Source organism: Bradyrhizobium sp. UFLA01-814, assembly GCF_046718885.1.
In the GTDB taxonomy this organism is placed as follows: domain Bacteria; phylum Pseudomonadota; class Alphaproteobacteria; order Rhizobiales; family Xanthobacteraceae; genus Bradyrhizobium; species Bradyrhizobium elkanii.
In genome coordinates, this window is the sequence record NZ_JAQOSR010000118.1 from 1 (window position 1) to 17462 (window position 17462).

Genomic DNA, 17462 nt, shown 5'->3' on the forward strand with positions numbered 1-17462 from the left:
GCAACACGCGGCCCAATGTCGGCGACGTGGTGCGGATCGTGCCCAATCATGTCTGCGTCGTCGTCAACATGATGGACGAGGTCGTGATGGTTCGCGGCGACGAGATCATCGGTGCGTTGCCGGTGACTGCCCGGGGCAAGCTGCGCTGACTGAGCGCCCGCGCATCCTTCGAGGCTCCCCTATCGGCGCAATTGCGCCGCTCGGCTCGCACCTCCAGCGACAAAGGCGCAGCCTTTGCGCGGGCATGACGCTCTCGCGAAGCTCCCGTAGGATGGGTAGAGCGCAGCGAAACCCATCATGCTTCCGCGCAGATGAAAGGTGATGGGTTTCGCTTCGCTCTACCCATCCTACGCATTTAGCCGTGCATCAGCGCCTGCAGCTCGCGATCCAGCGCCGAGCGAAACACCTCGATCGGCCGCGCCAGCCGGCCGGCCGGCGGGCGATGCACGATCCAGGCGCGCACCGCGGGATTGAAATCGGCGATCTTCACGGCCTTGAGCCGGCTGCGGATCGGGCTTCGTTTCAGCGCCACCGGCGTCACGAGGCCGATGCCGAGCCCGCGCGCCACCAGCGACAGGCGCAGCTCGCTGTCGAGAGCCTCGACGGCGATGTTGAACGGCAGATGCGCCGCATCGAAATGGCGCTTCAGCGTCTGGCGGAAGCCGCAGCCGTCCTGGTTGATCACCCACCCGGTCCGCGACAGCCATTCGAGATCGACCGACTTCGGCGTCTTCATCTCGCGCGCGACGACGAACACCACCGGCTGCGCGCCGAGGTCGGAGGCCACGAGATCGTCGGGCGGCGCGGTGCCGTCAGGAAGGCAAATCGCCGCGGCATCGAGCTCGTTGCGGCTGACCCGCTCCATGTGGTTGGGCGACCAGCCCGAGACGACGCGCACCGCCAGCGCCGGAAATTCGCCGCGCACCGCGTCGAGCGGACCGGTGAGCCCCGCCTCCGACAAGAACGGCGTCAGGCCGAGCCTGAACTCGCCGCGCACCACACCGTCATTGGCGACGCCTGACTTGAGGTCGTCGAGCATGCGCAGCAGCCGGCGGCCCTGCTCATAGGCCTCGATTCCCGCCGCCGTCGGCTTCAGCGGCTTCGAGAGCCGGTCGAGCAGCTGCGCGCCGAGCATCTCCTCGAGATTCTGGATCCGCCGCGTCACGCCGGGCTGGGTCAGGTTCAGCCGCGCCGAGGCCGCGACGATCGATCCGGTCTCCACCACGGCGACGAACGCCACAAGGTCATGCGTATTCATAACAATCTCGCATATTCTTCATCATCTTATTTGAATTGTAGCATATTATGCCCATCGCCTAAAGGGGGCCTCGCCACTCCATCGCGAGGCCCCATGACCATCTCCGAAGCCACCAAACTCTCCCCGGCACGCACCGTCGCCGTACGTCCCCTGATCTGGATCGGCGCCATCACGACCGGCACCGTCGTCACCAATCTCTTTGCGCCGCAAATCCTCGTTGGCCTGATGGGCCGCTCGCTCGGCATGACCGCGCTGCAGGCCGGCCTGATCTCGACGCTGACCCTTCTCGGCTACGCGCTCGGGCTGCTGCTGCTGGTGCCGCTGGTCGACCTCGTCGAGAACAAGCGGCTGATCCTGCGGACGCTGGCCTGCGCCATCGTCGCCGCGATCGGCACCGCGATGGCGCCGACGCCGCTGATCCTGCTCGCCGCCACCTTCATCCTCGGCGCCTCCTGCGCCGCGATCCAGATGGTGGTGCCGCTGGTGGCGTCGATGGTGCCGCCGGAGCGCCGCGGACAGGCGATCGGCGACGTGATGAGCGGCCTGATGATCGGCATCCTGCTGTCGCGGCCGATGGCGAGCCTGATCGCGGACAGCTGGAACTGGCGCGGCTACTATGTCACCTCAGCCGTGCTGATGACGGTGCTCGCCGCAGCACTGGCGCGCACCCTGCCGACGCTGCAGCCGGCGGCGAAGGTCAACTACGGCGCGCTGCTGCGTTCGTTCCCGACCCTGCTGCGCGAGGAGCCGGTGCTGCGCGTTCGCTCCTGGACCGCGGCGCTGGTGATGGCCTCGTTCACTGCGTTCTGGGCCGCCGTGGCGCTGCGCCTGCCGGATGCGCCGTTCAGGCTCGACGCCAGGGGCATCGCGCTGTTCGCGCTGATCGGTGTTGCCGGCGCTGTCGCGACACCGCTGGCCGGCCGCTGGGGCGACCGTGGCCTGGCGCGGCCGATGCTGATCGGCTCGCACCTGCTGATATCGGCATCGCTCGCGCTGTGCGCTTGGGCCGGTGTACTGGAGTCGCGGATTGCAGCACTCGTCGTGCTGAGCCTCGGCACCATCCTGCTCGATCTCGGCATCACCACCGACCAGACGCTCGGCCGCCGCGCCGTCAACCTGCTGCGCCCCGAGGCGCGCGGCCGGATCAACGGCCTGTTCGTGGCGCTGTTCTTCATCGGCGGCGCGGTGGGCGCGGCAGCGGCATCCGCGGCGTGGAGCTTCGGTGGATGGACCGCGGTGTGTGCGGTGGCTGCGGCGTTCGGTGTGCTTGGATTCATCACCGACCTCGCCACGAAGACGGGATCGGAGTGAGCCGTATCCTGTAGGATGGGTAGAGCGAAGCGAAACCCATCAATTTGCTTCCGCGAGGAGACATGATGGGTTTCGCTTCGCTCTACCCATCCTACGAAGCTACGATTTCTGCACGAACCATCGTAACGCTCCCTTCCCAGCTGCCACGCCTGTTGCAAACGACGCCTGCAACAGATAGCCGCCGGTCGGCGCTTCCCAATCGAGCATTTCACCGGCGGCGAAAACGCCGGGCAGCCGCCGCAGCATGAACTGCGCGTTGAGTTCGTCGAACCTGATCCCGCCGGCGCTCGAGATCGCGCGTACGATCGGCGCCACGCCGGTGATCCGGATCGGCACCGCATTGATCAGTTCGGCCAATTCGGCCGGCGGCAGCGCGGCCAACGACCGGCTGGAGGCGACTGCCGCCTCCTGCAGCAGGCCGATACCGACCGGCGAGAGCTGCGCGGCCTTGCGCAGGAAGTTGGACAAGGATTGCTTGCCCTTCGCCGCCGACAGACGCGCGACCAGCTCGTCGCGCGCCGCATCGGGCCGCAGCGCCACGCTGAGCGTCGCCGTTCCCTTCGCGAGCACCGCCTCGCGCAATTCCGCCGACAGCGCATAGATGGCGCCGCCCTCGATGCCGGCGCGGGTGACGATCGCCTCGCCGCGCACGGTATCCGGACCAATCGTGAGCGCGACGCCCTTGAGCGGCTGGCCCTCGAACCTGTCGCGGAAGATATCCGACCAGGCAACCGTGAAGCCGGAATTGGCTGGCTTGATCGGCGCCACGGCAACGCCCTTTGCGGCGAGGATATCCGCCCATGCGCCGTCCGAGCCGAGCCGCGGCCAGCTTGCGCCGCCGAGCGCAAGCACGGCTGCATCGGCATTGACTGTGCGCTGACCGTCCGGCGTGTCGAACAGCAGTCCCCCGCGCGCGTCCCATCCAACCCAGCGGTGCCGGAATGCGAACGCAACGCCCGCGGCATCGAGCCGCCGTAGCCAGGCGCGCAGCAGGGGCGATGCCTTGAACGCCACGGGAAACACCCGGCCGCTGCTGCCGACAAATGTCGGCTGCCCCAGCGCCTCGCTCCAGGCCCGCAAGGCATCGGGTGGAAATGCCTCGACCGCAGCCTTCAGACGCGGTAGCGCCTCGCGATAGCGCGCAAGGAAATCCGGCAGCGGCTCGGAGTGGGTGAGATTGAGCCCGCCACGGCCGGCCATCAGGAATTTGCGGCCAGCCGACGGCATCGCGTCGTAGACGGTGACTTGTGCGCCACCTTGGGCGAGCACCTCCGCCGCCATCAGGCCGGCAGGTCCGGCTCCGATGACGGCGACGGTCATGCTCAGAGCTTGATCCCGGCCCGTGCGGCGGCCTGGGCGACATACTTCTGCGTCTGCTCGAACGCGCCCTGCAGCGCCTTCGCGGTCGACATGTCGCTGATCGCGTTGAAGTGCGCGGCGACGCCGTCCGGCGTCCATTCGGACTGCGGCAGGTTGACGCCTTCGGTCTCCAGCACGCGGATCACGGCAAACGAGCCCGCGCCGGCGCCCATGATGGTGCGGGTCGGTGCGTCCTCCGAGAGCAGGAATTCGACCGCGGGCGTGATCGCTTCCGGCTTCATCAGCGCCAGCGCCTGCGGCGGCAGCAGTTCCTCGGTCATGCGGGTCGCAGCCGTCGGCGAGATGGTGTTGACCTTGATGTTGTTCTTGCGGCCCTCTTCGGCGAGCACGTTCATCAGGCCGACCATGCCGGCCTTCGCCGCGCCGTAATTGGCCTGGCCGAAATTGCCGAACAGGCCGGACGACGAGGTCGTCAGCACGATGCGGCCGTAGTTGCGCTCGCGCATGCCGGCCCACACCGCCTTGCAGCAGTAGAAGGTGCCGGTGAGATGCACGTCGAGCACCTTGGCCCAGTCGGCAACCTCGAGCTTGGTGAACGACTTGTCGCGCAGGATGCCGGCATTGGCGCACAAGAGATCGACGCTGCCCCATTCCTTGGTGGCGCGCTCGACCATCGCGGTGACCTGCTCGAAGTTCGAGACGTCGGCGCCGTCGGCCATCGCGGTGCCGCCGGCTTTCCGGATCTCCTCGACCACGGTCTCGGCCGGCGACAGCGACCCACCGGTGCCGTCGCGCGCGCCGCCGAAATCGTTGACCACCACCTTGGCGCCGCGGCTGGCGAGCCCCAGCGCATGCGCCCGTCCGAGACCATTGCCCGCGCCGGTGACGATAGCGACGCGTCCGTCAAACCTGATTGCCATGCTTGTCATTCCTGCTCTGACTTCCCTGCTCCCCTTGTGGGAGAAGGTGGCGCGCGCGAGCGCGCCGGATGAGGGGTTCTCTCCACGGATGAGCACGCGGAGAGAGACCCCTCACCCGGCTTCATCTCGCTCCGCTCGATTTCGCCACCCTCTCCCACAAGGGGAGAGGGTACATGCCCGAGCGGCATGAAAAGGTTGGGGACTTTTGAGCAGCGATGGATGGCCGGGTCAAGCCCGGCCGGGGCAGCCAGGCACGGCCAGCGGGCGCGTCAGACCGAAGGGGTCATCGACCCGCAGGGTTTCAGGCTTTTGAGCAGATGCCCACTCCAGCACTCGTGATGCTCTTGAGCGTAGCTAATCGCGCCAATCACAATCAAAGCGACTACGACAATTCCGGCGACGATGTTTTGCACCATGGCTGCCACTCCCGGGACCGCACCGCCTAAAGCGGGCATCATGGACACCGGGGAACACAGCCGTCAATGCGCTACATGGGCCAGAGCAGCGCATCGCCTAAAAAACAGATTGGGGTGGCTCGCTGCACCTCCCCCGCTTGCGGGAGAGGTGGCGCAACCCTTCGCGGTTGCAACACAACCGCGTCTTGTGACCCTCAGCTGAAATAGATCAGGCCGAGCCAGTCGGCGACCAGCGCGGGCTTTTCCTCGCCTTCGATCTCGACCGTGACGTTGGTGCGCGACAACAACTCCTTCGGCTTGCGCAGCGTGGCTTCGGCCAGCACGAAGCGGCCGCGGACGCGTTTGCCCGAGCGCACCGGCGAGATGAAGCGCAGCTTGTCGAAGCCGTAATTGACGCCCATCGCGGTGCCCTCGAGCACCGGCATCACCTCGTAGGACATGATCGACATCAGCGACATCGTGAGGAAGCCATGGGCGATCGTGGTGCCGAAGGCGGTCTCCTTCCTGGCGCGCTCGGGATCGACATGGATGAACTGGTGATCCTCGATCACGTCGGCGTAGGTGTCGATGCGGCCCTGATCCAGCAGGTGCCACGAGGACACGCCGATCTCCTTGCCGACCATGCCCTGGTAGGTTTCCAGCGACACCGGCGGCTTCTTCCAGACTTCGTTCATTGGCTAACCTCTGCTAACCGGAGGTCCGCACCTTCTGCAGCTCCGGAAATTCTTCCTCGCGGAACTCGACACCGCGCAACGCATCGCTTCTGACATCGTCATGTTCGAGCCGGCGCAACTGCACGCGACGGATTTTTCCAGAAATCGTCTTGGGCAATTCGGTGACCAGCTCGATCTTGCGGATGCGTTTAAACGGTGCGAGCCGCGTGTGCAAATGTTGGAAGATCGACAGCGCCGTCTCCGGAGTGCGCTCGACACCCGACACCAGCAGCACATAGGCCTTGGGGACCGCGAGCCGGATCGGGTCCGGGCTCGGCACCACCGCGGCCTCGGCCACCGCGTCATGCTCCAGCAGCACGCTTTCCAGCTCGAACGGCGAGATGCGGTAGTCGGAGGACTTGAACACGTCGTCGGTGCGGCCGACGAAGGTCAGATAACCCTCGTCATCGGTGAACACGACGTCGCCGCTGCGATAGATCTCGCCGTCGGTGCCGATGAGCTTGCCGTCGTCGCCCTGATAGCCCTGCATCAGGCCGGCCGGCCGGGCGGCGCCGAGCAGCAAGGTCACCTCGCCCTCCTTCGCGGGGTGGCCGTCATTGTCGGTGACCTGCACGCGATAGCCCGGCAGCGGCCGGCCCATCGAGCCGACCTTCACCTTCTGTCCCGGCGAGTTGCCGGCCAGCGCGGTGGCTTCGGTCTGGCCGTAGCCGTCGCGGATAGTCAGCCCCCAGGCCGATTTGACCTGGTCGATGATCTCGGGATTGAGCGGCTCGCCGGCGCCGCACACCTCGCGCAGCGAGACCTTGAAGCTCGCGAGGTCTTCCTGGATGAACATCCGCCACACCGTCGGCGGCGCACACAGCGTGGTGACGCCGCAGCGGCCGATGATCGAAAGCAGTCCTTTCGCCTCGAAGCGTGGCTGGTTCGCGATAAAGATCGTTGCGCCGGCATTCCACGGCGCGAAGAAGCAGCTCCAGGCATGCTTGGCCCAGCCGGGCGAGGAGATGTTGAGATGGATGTCGCCGGGCTGCAGGCCGATCCAGTACATGGTCGAGAGATGGCCGACCGGATAGCTGCGCTGGCTGTGCCGCACCAGCTTCGGCTTTGCCGTGGTGCCCGAAGTGAAATAGAGCAGCATCGGGTCGTCGGCGTTGGTCGGGCCATCGGGCGTGAATGCGTCGGACTGCTTGGCGGCATCCTCGAACGGCAACCAGCCGTCCTGCGCCTGCGTCGCGCCGACCACGATGCGAACGAGGTTGTCGCTGCCGAGGCCTGCGAACTTCGCGACCTGATCCTGCGTGGCAACCACCGCCCTCGCCTTACCGCGGTCGAGCCGGTCGCGCAGTTCATCCGCAGTCAAGAGCGTGGTCGCGGGGATCACGACCACGCCGAGCTTCATCGCCGCCAGCATGGTCTCCCACAGCGGCACCACATTGCCGAGCAGCAGCAACAGATGATCGCCACGCTTCAGCCCCTGCGCGCGCAGGAAATTTGCAACCTGGTTTGAGCGGCGCGACAGCTCGGCGAAGGAAAGCTTGGTCTCGTTGCCGCTGGCGGCATCGACGATCCACAGCGCCGGCCGGTCGCGGCTGTCGGCATTATCAGCCAGTTCGGCGTCGAACCAGTCGAGTGCCCAGTTGAACGGCACCGGATCGGGCCAGCGAAATCCCTTCACCGCGGCATCGTAGTCGGTGCGGTGCTCGAGCAGAAAGGCGCGTGCGTCCTGAAATGTAGTCATCCGGCTTCACCTGACGTCATCCTGAGGAGCCGCGCGAAGCGCGGCGTCTCGAAGGATGGCCACAGACACCGTCTTTCCATCCTTCGAGGCTCGCTCCGCTCGCACCTCAGGATGACGGCGGTTTACTTCGGGGCAAGAGCCCTAACGTGCTGGATAATTCCGGAAAAGTCGACCCCGCCGTGGCCCGACGCGTCGAAGGTCTTATAGATCTCCTGCGCGTGCTTGCCGAGCGGCGTGACCGCGCCGGCCGCATTGGCGGCGTCCTGCGCCAAGGTCAGGTCCTTGACCATCAGGTTGGAAGCAAAACCCGGCTTGTAATCGTTGTTGGCCGGCGACGTCGGCACCGGGCCGGGAACCGGGCAATAGGTGGTCAGCGACCAGCATTGTCCCGACGAGGTCGAGGCGACGTCGAACAGCGCCTGGTGCGACAGGCCGAGCTTTTCGGCGAGCACGAAAGCCTCGCCGACCGCGATCATGGAAATGCCGAGGATCATGTTGTTGCAGATCTTGGCCGCCTGCCCTGCGCCGCCCGCGCCGCAATGCACGATCTTCTTGCCCATGTTGGCGAGCATCGGCTGGGCCGTCGCGAAGGCTTTGTCCTCACCGCCGCACATGAAGGTCAGCGTCGCGCCCTTGGCGCCGCCGGTGCCGCCGGAGACCGGCGCATCGACGGAGGCCAAGCCGTGCTTGGCGGCCAGCGCATGCGCCTGCTTGGCGCTTTCGACGTCGATCGTCGAGCAGTCGATGATCAGCGCGCCCTTGGCCATCGCCGGAAGCACCTCGTTCCAGACGCCGAGCACGTGCTTGCCGGCCGGCAGCATGGTGATGACGACATCGGCGCCCTTCACCGCGCCGACGCCGCTCTCGGCGATCGCGGCACCGTCGCTCTTGGCCTGATCGCGGGATGCCGCGACCAGATCGAACGCGGTCACCTTGTGGCCGGCCTTGACCAGATTGGCCGCCATCGGCCCGCCCATATTGCCGAGCCCGATGAATGCGACGTTTGCCATGGGAAGTCCTCCGCTTGCGACGTTTCTATTTGCTATCAGGAAATTTCAATTCGTCGGCGCCGATCTCGGCGAAGTAAGGCGCGACCATCTCCGGCGTCACCTGTTCGATCCGGGCCGGCGACCATGTCGGATTGCGATCCTTGTCGATGACGGCGGCGCGCACGCCCTCGCGGAAATCGTCGCTGGCGAACACCTCGAGCGCGGCGCGATATTCGCGCACCAGGCATTCTTCCAGCGTCGCGGTCGCGCGCGCCAGCCGCAGCAGTTTCAGCGTCACCACCATGCCGCGCGGCGACTTCTCGCCGAGCGTCTTCAGCGTGTCCCGTGCCATGTCGGAGTCGTCGGCCGTCAGCGCGGCGACGACGTCCTCCATCCGGCCGCGCGCGAACCAGCCGTCGATCCTGGCCTGCATCGCGGCGACAGGGCCAGCCGTCTCGCCAGTGGCGAAATCTCCGATCAGCCGGTCAATCTCGGCCGAACCCGTGCCCGGCGCAACCTTGGTCAGCGCCTCGCGCAGCGCCGGCAGCTTTGCGCTCGGCACCACGGCGTCGGCGAATTTGGCGTAGATCGCATCGGGACCGTTCATCGTGGTGCCGGTGAGCCCGAAATAAGTGCCGATCTCGCCCGGCGAACGCGACAGCAGATAAGTGCCGCCGACGTCGGGGAAGAAGCCGAGCCCGACCTCGGGCATCGCGAGCTTGGTCCGCTCCGTCACCACGCGGTGGCGGCCATGCGCCGACAGCCCGACGCCGCCGCCCATCACGATGCCGTCCATGAAGGCGACATAGGGTTTTGGGAATTTCTTGATCCGCGCGTTGAGGATGTATTCGTCGCGCCACAGGATCTTGCCGAGATCGCCCTTGACCTTGGAGCTTTCCCAGAGCGCGCGGATATCGCCGCCGGCGCACAGGCCGCGGTCGCCGGCGCCTTCCAGCACGACGACAGCGACATCGCGATCGGCTTCGAACAGGTCGAGCGCCCTGTCGATGTCGTGGAACATCTCCAGCGTCACGGCATTGATCGCCTTCGGCCGGTTGAGCCGGATGATGCCGGCAGAACCTTCCTTGCGCGCGATCAGATCGCCCTCGGCTGCCGCCGCATCATTCATCGCGCGCCCTCGATCAACTTGCGCGACACGATCAGCCGCATGATTTCATTGGTGCCTTCGAGGATCTGGTGGACACGCAGATCGCGCACGATCTTCTCGACGCCGTACTCGCTGAGATAGCCGTAGCCGCCATGCAGCTGCAGCGCCTGGTTGGCGACCTCGAAGCCGACGTCGGTGCCGAACCGTTTTGCCATCGCGCACAGCATGGAGGCGTCCGAATCCTTGCGGTCGAGCGCGGCGGCCGCGCGCCACAGGAAGGTGCGTGCGGCCTCGAGCTCGGTCGCCATGTCGGCGATCTTGAACTGCAGCGCCTGGAATTCGTCGAGGCGCTTTCCAAAGGCCTTGCGGTCCTTCATGTAGGCCAGCGCCTTGTCGAGCGCCGCCTGCGCGCCGCCGAGCGAGCACGCCGCGATGTTGAGCCGGCCGCCGTCGAGCCCGGCCATCGCGATCTTGAAGCCGATGCCCTCCTCGCCGAGCCGGTTCGCGACCGGCACGCGCGCGTTCTCGAACATCACGGCGCGGGTCGGCTGCGCATTCCAGCCCATCTTGCGCTCGTTGTTGCCGAACGACACGCCCGGCGTCTTGCCGTCGATCACCAGCGTCGAGACGCCGCCGGGTCCGTCGCCGCCGGTGCGCACCATCGCCACCAGGAGGTCGGTGCTGCCGGCACCGGAGATGAACTGCTTCTGGCCGTTGAGCACGTAGTGATCGCCGTCGCGCACCGCGCGGGTGCGCAGCGCAGCGGCGTCGGAGCCGGCGCCCGGCTCGGTCAGGCAGTAGCTGGCGATCAGCTCCATGGTGCAGAGCTTCGGCAGCCATTTGTGGCGCTGGGTGTCGTTGCCGTAGGCATCAATCATCCAGGACGCCATGTTGTGGATCGATATGAAGGCCGACGTGGTCGGGCAGCCCGTCGCCAGCGCCTCGAAGATCAGCGCGGCGTCGAACCGCGTCATCGCCGAGCCGCCGACATCGTCCTTGATATAGATGCCGCCGATGCCGAGGCCTGCCGCCTCGCGCATCACGTCGACCGGAAAGTGCTTCTTCTCGTCCCATTCGAGCGCGTGCGGCGCGATCTTCTCCGCCGCAAACGCCCGCGCCATGTCGCGAACCGCGATCTGGTCCTCGTTGAGAGCGAACTGCATCTCGCCGCCTAGCCCTGAAGGTTACCCCACCGTCATTGCGAGGAGCGAAGCGACGAAGCAATCCATTCTTCCACGCGGGGGATAGATGGATTGCTTCGCTGCGCTCGCAATGACGTTCCCGGAAATCACTTCATCGTCGGGATCGAGAACTCCGCGCCTTCCTTGACGCCGGACGGCCAACGCGAGGTCACCGTCTTGGTCTTGGTGTAGAAGCGGATCGAGTCCGGACCGTGCTGGTTGAGGTCGCCGAAGCCGGACTTCTTCCAGCCGCCGAAGGTGTAATAGGCGATCGGCACCGGGATCGGCACGTTGATGCCGACCATGCCGACATTGACCTTGGCGGCGAAGTCGCGCGCGGCGTCGCCGTCGCGGGTGAAGATCGCGACACCGTTGCCGTAGTCATGGTCGGACGGCAGCGCCAGCGCCTCGTGATAGTCGTGGGCGCGCACCACCGAGAGCACCGGGCCGAAGATCTCTTCCTTGTAGATCCGCATGTCCTTGGTGACGTTGTCGAACAGCGAACCGCCGAGGTAGAAGCCCTTCTCGTAGCCCTGCATCTTGAAGCCGCGGCCGTCGACCGCGAGCGTCGCGCCTTCCTTGATGCCGATGTCGATGTAGCTCTTGACCTTCTCGACCGCCTCGCGGGTCACCAGCGGGCCGTAATCGGCCGACGGATCAACCGAGGTGCCGATCTTGAGCGACTCGACGCGCGGGATCAGCTTTTCCATCAGGCGGTCAGCGGTGGTCTTGCCGACCGGCACCGCCACCGACACGGCCATGCAGCGCTCGCCGGCGGAGCCGTAGCCGGCGCCGATCAGCGCATCGACGGTCTGGTCCATGTCGGCATCCGGCATCACGATGGCGTGGTTCTTGGCGCCGCCGAAGCACTGGCATCGCTTGCCGGTCTGCGCGGCGCGCTCGTAGATATACTGCGCGATCGGGGTCGAGCCGACGAAGCCGATCGCCTTGATATCGGGATCGTCGAGGATGGCGTCGACCGCCTCCTTGTCGCCGTTGACGACGTTGAGGATGCCGGCCGGCAGCCCGGCTTCGATCATCAGCTGGGCCAGCGCCATCGGCACGCCCGGATCGCGCTCCGACGGCTTGAGGATGAAGGCGTTGCCGCAGGCGATCGCCGGCGCAAACTTCCACATCGGGATCATCGCTGGGAAATTGAACGGCGTGATGCCGGCGACCACGCCGAGCGGCTGGCGCATCGAATAGATATCAATGCCGGGGCCGGCGCCCTCGGTGTATTCGCCCTTCATCAAATGCGGGATGCCGCAGGCGAACTCGGCGACCTCGAGGCCGCGCTGGATGTCGCCCTTGGCGTCGGGAACGGTCTTGCCGTGCTCGCGCGCCAGCAGCTCGGCGAGCTTGTCGTAGTCGCGCTGCACCAGCTCGAGGAACCGCATCATGACGCGGGCGCGGCGCTGCGGGTTGGTGGCGGCCCATTCCGGCTGCGCGGCCTTGGCGTTCTCGACTGCGGCGCGGAGCTCGGCCTTGGAGGCCAGCGCCACCTTGGCCTGGACCTCGCCGGTCATCGGCTCGAAGACGTCAGCCGTGCGGCCCGACGTGCCCTTGACCTCCTTGCCACCGATGAAATGTCCGATTGAGCGCATGGAAAAACCTCCCTGAAGCACCTGAATCGCCGCTCCTCGCGGCGGGATCGCTTTACAAACCCTATTGACCCTGCATTTTATGGGATTCAAGTCCGATAAATTGCACCATAGATGTGCGGAAATGCTGGATCAAGGCGGCGGCACAATCGACTGGGACGACTTCCGTTTCGTGCTCGCTATCGTGCGCGGCGGGTCGGTTTCGGCTGCCGCCAAGCAGCTCGGCGTCGATCATGCCACAGTGATCCGCCGTGTCGACCGGCTGGAGCGCCACCTTTCCGCAAAACTGTTTGATCGGCGCAAGACCGGCTATCTCCTCACCGAGGCCGGCCAGCGCGTCGCCGACAGCGCGGAAGCGATGGAATCCACCATCGTCGCCAATCAGGAGGCGGTCGGCGGCTCGCGCGCCCATCTCACCGGCACGGTGCGGATCGGCGCGCCGGACGGCTTCGGCAGTCACTTTCTGGCCTCACGGCTGGTCAAGTTCGCCGAGCGGTATCCCGATCTCGATTTGCAGCTCGTCGCCACCGCGCGGCTGTTCTCGCTCTCCAAGCGCGAGGCCGACATCGCGATCAGCCTGACGATGCCGAAGGAAGGCCGCATCGTCGGCCGCAAGCTCCTGGACTACACGCTCGGGCTTTATGCCGCACCCGCCTATCTCGCCCAGGCGCCGACAATCGCCGCACGCGCCGACCTGCCGCGACATCGTTTCGTCGGCTACATCGAGGAGCTCTTGTTCACGCCGGAGCTCGACTATCTGCCGCAGGTCTCGCCAAAGATCTCCGCGAAATTCCGCAGCGCCAACCTGATCGCCCAGCTCAACGCCACCATCGCCGGCTTCGGCATCGCCGTGCTGCCGCACTTCATGGCGACCGCCCACCCCGAGTTGCAGCCGGTGCTGCCGGACGAGGTGCGGATCTCCCGCACCTTCTGGCTCCTGATGCACGCCGACAGCAAGGACCTCGCCCGCATCCGCGCGGTGGCGGATTACATCTACGAGACGGTGGAAGCCGAGCGCGCGCTGTTCAGCGGGGTGTAGTCTCTCCGTCGTCCCGGCGAAGGCCGGGACCCATAACCACAGCATTGCGTTGTTGAAGCGCGCTGCGGCCCCAGCGCCGCGCCACCACGACCATTTGGGGTAATGGGTCCCGGCCTTCGCCGGGACGACGATGGGGAAAGATCGCGGCTAATTCACCTTCTTCTTCGCCGGCGCCTTGGCCGCCGCGGCGCGCCCCAGCACCGCCTCGCGGCCCGCGCTCAGGATCTCGTCGGACATTTCGCCGCTGCCGGCGATGCGCGACATTACGATGGTGCCCATCATGGTCGCCAGCGTCGCCATCGCCTGCTTGCGGGCGGCCTTGCGCGGCACGTCGATGATCTGGTCGGCCATCATGTCGATCATCTGGTCGAGCTTGAGAGCAAACGCCTTGCGGGTCTTCGGGCTCTCGCGGGCGATCTCGGCGCCGAGCGCCGGGATCGCGCAGCCCTGGCCGGGATCGTCGCGGTGCATCGCCGAAAGATAGCCGTCGATGATGGTTGAAAGCCGCTTCTCCGGTGGCGTGTCCGCGGCGACCTTGCGCCAGCGCTCGATGGCACGGTCCATCGCGTAGCTGAACGCCTCGATCACCAGCGCCTCGCGCGAGTCGAAATGCGCGTAGAAGCCGCCATGGGTCAGGCCGGCGTCCTTCATCAGGTCGGCGACGCCGATGCCATGGGCGCCCCGCTCGCGCAGCCGCGTCGCGGCCTTCTTCACGATCCGCGCGTGGGTCTCCTGCTTGTGTTCTTTCGAGTAGCGCATGCCGGTCTCATGGAATGTTTCTAATCATATAATAGCAGATTTGCGGCCGGAATGCTGCAGTTATTTCGCCTTGTCAGCCATTTTGGGTTCCCCGCCGAGCATCGAAAATGTCGCGGTCGCGTGCACCGCAAGATTGCTCCTGCCGTCGCGGACGAAGCCCTCGGTGTAGCTGGTCTGGCGGCCGAGCTTGATCACCTTGCCTTCGGCGCTGATGGTGCCTGAACGTGCCGACAGCGGCCGCAGATAGGTCAGCTTGAGGTCAAGGGTCACCGAGGTCTGCCCCGCCGGCAGCATGGTCGAGATCGCACAGCCCATCGCGGTATCGAGCAGCGCCGCGGCGGTCGCGCCGTGCAGCAGGCCGATGGTGTTCTCGAGGCTCTCATGCGGCTCGAGTTCCATCACGATGCGGCCCTCGTCGACCACCGCCATGCGGAAACCGATCAGTTTGGCCATCGGCGGCGGCGGCAACCGGCCATCGCGGATCGCGCGCATCGCCTCGATCCCGGACATCGGCGCCGCCGCCTTCGCGATCGGTCCGGGCGCCTGCCATTCCACCACGCGCGTGCGCGTTAAGTCGGGCGAATGAAGATCGATGCTTTCGGCGGCGGTCATGACGGCTCCATTTATATGATGAATATAATTCTATAGATCCGCATCCCTCGGCGCAACCGCCGCGCCGGTCCCTTGACAGAGCCACGCTTTGTCCGGGACATGGCCCAAGTCATTCCGGGGCGACCCAAAGCGTCGAATCCGGAATCTCGAGATTCCGGGGTCTGGTGCTTGCGCACCATCCCGGATTGACTTGTCGATCAATTCCTGCGCCGGGACCAACCCATGGACATGCTCAATCCCCACTGCGGCATCGACCGCGACTCCAGAGGCGTCGTCCGCCTCACGATCTGCAACGCCGGCAAGCTGAACATCGTGAGTTCCGCCGTCACCAACGGCGTGCGCGAGGGCTTTGAGCATCTGGCCGCCGACCGCACCATCCGCGCGGTGATCCTCGCCGGCGAAAGCGAGCGCAGCATGATCGGCGGCGCCGACATCAAGGAAATGGCGACGCTCGACCAGACATCCGCCGAAGCATTCATCAGCCGGCTGCGCGACCTCTGCGAGGCGGTGCGCAAATTCCCCGCGCCGGTGATCGCCCGCCTGCCCGGCTGGTGCCTCGGCGGCGGCCTCGAGGTCGCGGCCGCCTGCGACGTCCGCGTCGCCGCGCATGACGCGATGTTCGGCATGCCCGAGGTGCGCGTCGGCATCCCCTCGGTGATCCACGCCGCGCTGCTGCCGCGCCTGATCGGCTGGGGCCGCGCCCGCTGGCTGATGATGACCGCGGAGAACATCGATGCGCCGACCGCGCTCGCCTGGGGCCTGGTCGACACCGTGGCAAAGCCCGGCGGCCTCGACGACGCCGTCGAGCACACCGTCAAGGCGCTGCTGGAATGCGGCCCCGAAGCGCTGCGCATCCAGAAGGACCTGCTGCGGCAATGGGAAGAGCTGCCGTTGACCGAGTCAGTGAACCTCAGCGTCGGCGTGTTCGGAAAGTCGTTCCAGACCGGCGAGCCGCAGCGGCTGCTGCAGGGGTTTTTGGATCGCAAGCGGTAGATACCTCGTAGCCCGGATGGAGCGCAGCGAAATCCGGGGCAGCTTTATCGACTGGCGCCACCGCCCCGGATTACGCTTCGCTTCATCCGGGCTACGCTAGCTGCCCGCGCTCAGCTCGAGACGGGGATCTCGATCAGGACCAGCGTGCCGCGGCCCGGCTCGCTCTCCAGCGCGATCCGCCCGCTGAGCGAGGACACCACGGTATTGAAGGCGATGTGCAAACCGAGCCCGATATTGCCCCGCTCCCGCCCGGTGGTGAAAAACGGATCGAACACCCGTGCCTGCAAATCCTCGCGGATGCCGACGCCTTGGTCGGCGCAAGCGATCCGGGCGAGCGCCTGATCCGGCTGCGTCACCGTCATGGTGAAGCGTCCGCCGCCGCCATCGGGATAGGCGTGCGCCGCCGCGTTGAACGCCAGGTTGCTGATCACCTGCGCCAGCGCGCCGGGATAGCTGTTGAGGATGATGCCTTGCGGGCACGTGACTTCGACGACCAATCCCTGACGGGACAGCAGCGGCCCGAGCTTTGAGATCAGATCAGAGAGCCATCCGCCGAGCTCGAACGTGTGACGCTCCTCGTCGGCCTGATGGATGGCGACCTGCTTGAAGCTGTGCACCATCTCGGATGCCCGATGCAGGTTTTCCGAGGTCAGTCGAAGGCCGTTCTCGATCCGTGCAATGCCCCTTGTCAGGTCGGAGCGGCGGACGGCGCTGCCGTTCAGCGCCTCGCTCATCGCGCGAAGGTCCGCCTCCATCGTCGTCGACGTGGTCAGCGCGAGGCCAAGCGGCGTGCTGACCTCATGCGCGACACCGGCGACGAGCTGCCCGAGCGAGGCCAGCTTCTCGGCCTGCACGAGGTGCGATTGCGTCGCGTGCAGATCGCGCAACGAGGCTTCCGAGCGCTCCTTCTCCTGCTTCAGCGCCTGCGCCGTTCGAAATTGCCGGCGCGCGCGGAACTCGCGGGCGGCGACGGCGTAAAGCGACAGCGCATATGCGTTGATGACGAGCGAATGATTGATGAAGCGCAAACCCGGCGGCAGCGCAGGCCCGAGCGATTCAGCGATGCACAGGGCAATCCATGTCGTGAGACAGAACACCGCCAGCGGCCCGATCCGCAGCGGCAACATGGTCGAGACGAACAGGATCACCATCATCACGCCGGGCGCCGCATAGGTGAATCCCGAGGGCAGCACGAGGTAGACGCTCGGCAGCACGCAGCCTGGAACGACGCAATAGACCAGAAAAATCGTCTCGGCCCACAGCTTCATCGCGGGCACCGAGAGCAAGGCGGTGAGCGGCAGCAAGACCAGCACGGCGACCCCGCCGCGGATCGCCAGCGTGGTCGCCACCACGTCGGGATAGAGCACCCAATCCCAGAACGCATATCCGGCATAGGTGAAGGCGCCGAGCAGCATCGCGACCTGGGTCCAGCCGATATTGCCCCTCACGTACTGGTCGACAAATCGGCGCTCCTCGACGGTGTCGTCGAAGCGCAGTCCAAGGCGGGTCAAAAGACGGAGCATTACGGTACTAAAGTATGAAA

General features: G+C 66.1%; 16 protein-coding genes and 1 pseudogene. 4 read left to right on the forward strand and 13 right to left on the reverse strand.

Going from position 1 to position 17462, the window contains the following annotated elements:
* Nucleotides 1-149: pseudogene (locus PMN64_RS29420) on the forward strand (D-TA family PLP-dependent enzyme); the annotation flags it as partial.
* A 206-nt stretch (nucleotides 150-355) separates the two neighbouring features.
* Here PMN64_RS29420 and PMN64_RS29425 read toward each other — a convergent pair.
* Entirely contained in the window at nucleotides 356-1258 is a 903-nt protein-coding gene (locus tag PMN64_RS29425) for a LysR family transcriptional regulator (RefSeq protein WP_411783181.1), read from the reverse strand.
* Between the two features lie 93 nt (nucleotides 1259-1351).
* Here PMN64_RS29425 and PMN64_RS29430 point away from each other — a divergent pair, with 93 nt between their 5' ends.
* Complete coding sequence (locus PMN64_RS29430) at nucleotides 1352-2569, forward strand: MFS transporter (protein ID WP_411783182.1); 1218 nt, start codon at nucleotides 1352-1354, stop codon at nucleotides 2567-2569.
* 99 nt (nucleotides 2570-2668) lie between these two features.
* Here the strand turns inward: PMN64_RS29430 and PMN64_RS29435 are convergent, their stop codons facing one another.
* From PMN64_RS29435 to PMN64_RS29475, 9 genes are all read right to left on the reverse strand, one after another.
* Nucleotides 2669-3889: an NAD(P)/FAD-dependent oxidoreductase gene (locus PMN64_RS29435; RefSeq protein WP_411783183.1), complete on the reverse strand. Its 1221-nt coding sequence runs from the start codon at nucleotides 3887-3889 to the stop codon at nucleotides 2669-2671.
* 2 nt (nucleotides 3890-3891) lie between these two features.
* Entirely contained in the window at nucleotides 3892-4809 is a 918-nt protein-coding gene (locus tag PMN64_RS29440) for an SDR family NAD(P)-dependent oxidoreductase (RefSeq protein WP_028344663.1), read from the reverse strand.
* Between the two features lie 269 nt (nucleotides 4810-5078).
* Nucleotides 5079-5225, reverse strand: coding sequence for a hypothetical protein (locus PMN64_RS29445; protein WP_225159189.1), 147 nt, complete (start codon nucleotides 5223-5225; stop codon nucleotides 5079-5081).
* A 194-nt stretch (nucleotides 5226-5419) separates the two neighbouring features.
* The gene (locus PMN64_RS29450; RefSeq protein WP_016846543.1) at nucleotides 5420-5899 is read right to left on the reverse strand and encodes a MaoC family dehydratase; all 480 of its coding nucleotides are present in this window, start codon (nucleotides 5897-5899) and stop codon (nucleotides 5420-5422) included.
* A 13-nt stretch (nucleotides 5900-5912) separates the two neighbouring features.
* Complete coding sequence (locus tag PMN64_RS29455; RefSeq protein WP_411783184.1) at nucleotides 5913-7637, reverse strand: AMP-binding protein; 1725 nt, start codon at nucleotides 7635-7637, stop codon at nucleotides 5913-5915.
* 122 nt (nucleotides 7638-7759) lie between these two features.
* Nucleotides 7760-8647 (reverse strand): 3-hydroxyisobutyrate dehydrogenase, encoded by an 888-nt coding sequence (gene mmsB, locus PMN64_RS29460; protein WP_411783185.1) that lies wholly within the window; start codon nucleotides 8645-8647, stop codon nucleotides 7760-7762.
* A gap of 25 nt (nucleotides 8648-8672) precedes the next feature.
* Nucleotides 8673-9755, reverse strand: coding sequence for an enoyl-CoA hydratase/isomerase family protein (locus PMN64_RS29465; protein ID WP_411783186.1), 1083 nt, complete (start codon nucleotides 9753-9755; stop codon nucleotides 8673-8675).
* Entirely contained in the window at nucleotides 9752-10897 is a 1146-nt protein-coding gene (locus PMN64_RS29470) for an isobutyryl-CoA dehydrogenase (RefSeq protein ID WP_411783187.1), read from the reverse strand. The genes PMN64_RS29465 and PMN64_RS29470 overlap by 4 nt, the downstream gene beginning before the upstream one ends.
* A gap of 125 nt (nucleotides 10898-11022) precedes the next feature.
* On the reverse strand, nucleotides 11023-12519 hold the full coding sequence (locus PMN64_RS29475) for a CoA-acylating methylmalonate-semialdehyde dehydrogenase (RefSeq protein ID WP_411783188.1): 1497 nt from the start codon (nucleotides 12517-12519) through the stop codon (nucleotides 11023-11025).
* Between the two features lie 121 nt (nucleotides 12520-12640).
* Here PMN64_RS29475 and PMN64_RS29480 point away from each other — a divergent pair, with 121 nt between their 5' ends.
* Nucleotides 12641-13555 carry a LysR family transcriptional regulator gene (locus tag PMN64_RS29480; RefSeq protein ID WP_411783189.1) on the forward strand — a complete coding sequence of 305 codons (915 nt, stop codon included), beginning with the start codon at nucleotides 12641-12643 and terminating at the stop codon, nucleotides 13553-13555.
* A gap of 147 nt (nucleotides 13556-13702) precedes the next feature.
* Here PMN64_RS29480 and PMN64_RS29485 read toward each other — a convergent pair whose 3' ends face one another.
* Entirely contained in the window at nucleotides 13703-14314 is a 612-nt protein-coding gene (locus PMN64_RS29485) for a TetR/AcrR family transcriptional regulator (RefSeq protein WP_035633977.1), read from the reverse strand.
* Between the two features lie 60 nt (nucleotides 14315-14374).
* On the reverse strand, nucleotides 14375-14926 hold the full coding sequence (locus tag PMN64_RS29490) for a PaaI family thioesterase (RefSeq protein WP_411783190.1): 552 nt from the start codon (nucleotides 14924-14926) through the stop codon (nucleotides 14375-14377).
* 222 nt (nucleotides 14927-15148) lie between these two features.
* Between PMN64_RS29490 and PMN64_RS29495 the strand changes: the two genes are divergently transcribed.
* Nucleotides 15149-15919: an enoyl-CoA hydratase gene (locus PMN64_RS29495; protein WP_411783191.1), complete on the forward strand. Its 771-nt coding sequence runs from the start codon at nucleotides 15149-15151 to the stop codon at nucleotides 15917-15919.
* 110 nt (nucleotides 15920-16029) lie between these two features.
* On the opposite strand, the gene PMN64_RS29500 is transcribed toward PMN64_RS29495, so the two are convergent.
* Nucleotides 16030-17430 (reverse strand): sensor histidine kinase, encoded by a 1401-nt coding sequence (locus tag PMN64_RS29500; RefSeq protein ID WP_411783192.1) that lies wholly within the window; start codon nucleotides 17428-17430, stop codon nucleotides 16030-16032.
* Nucleotides 17431-17462 lie beyond the last annotated feature (32 nt).

Coding starts and splice junctions, on each gene's coding strand:
- PMN64_RS29445 (WP_225159189.1), bottom strand. CDS start 5,225: ATGGTGCAAAACATCGTCGCCGGAATTGTCGTAGTCGCTTTGATTGTG.
- PMN64_RS29430 (WP_411783182.1), top strand. CDS start 1,352: ATGACCATCTCCGAAGCCACCAAACTCTCCCCGGCACGCACCGTCGCC.
- PMN64_RS29425 (WP_411783181.1), bottom strand. CDS start 1,258: ATGAATACGCATGACCTTGTGGCGTTCGTCGCCGTGGTGGAGACCGGA.
- PMN64_RS29485 (WP_035633977.1), bottom strand. CDS start 14,314: ATGCGCTACTCGAAAGAACACAAGCAGGAGACCCACGCGCGGATCGTG.
- PMN64_RS29455 (WP_411783184.1), bottom strand. CDS start 7,637: ATGACTACATTTCAGGACGCACGCGCCTTTCTGCTCGAGCACCGCACC.
- PMN64_RS29495 (WP_411783191.1), top strand. CDS start 15,149: ATGGACATGCTCAATCCCCACTGCGGCATCGACCGCGACTCCAGAGGC.
- PMN64_RS29465 (WP_411783186.1), bottom strand. CDS start 9,755: ATGAATGATGCGGCGGCAGCCGAGGGCGATCTGATCGCGCGCAAGGAA.
- PMN64_RS29450 (WP_016846543.1), bottom strand. CDS start 5,899: ATGAACGAAGTCTGGAAGAAGCCGCCGGTGTCGCTGGAAACCTACCAG.
- PMN64_RS29440 (WP_028344663.1), bottom strand. CDS start 4,809: ATGGCAATCAGGTTTGACGGACGCGTCGCTATCGTCACCGGCGCGGGC.
- PMN64_RS29435 (WP_411783183.1), bottom strand. CDS start 3,889: ATGACCGTCGCCGTCATCGGAGCCGGACCTGCCGGCCTGATGGCGGCG.
- PMN64_RS29475 (WP_411783188.1), bottom strand. CDS start 12,519: ATGCGCTCAATCGGACATTTCATCGGTGGCAAGGAGGTCAAGGGCACG.
- PMN64_RS29470 (WP_411783187.1), bottom strand. CDS start 10,897: ATGCAGTTCGCTCTCAACGAGGACCAGATCGCGGTTCGCGACATGGCG.
- PMN64_RS29480 (WP_411783189.1), top strand. CDS start 12,641: ATGCTGGATCAAGGCGGCGGCACAATCGACTGGGACGACTTCCGTTTC.
- PMN64_RS29490 (WP_411783190.1), bottom strand. CDS start 14,926: ATGACCGCCGCCGAAAGCATCGATCTTCATTCGCCCGACTTAACGCGC.
- mmsB (WP_411783185.1), bottom strand. CDS start 8,647: ATGGCAAACGTCGCATTCATCGGGCTCGGCAATATGGGCGGGCCGATG.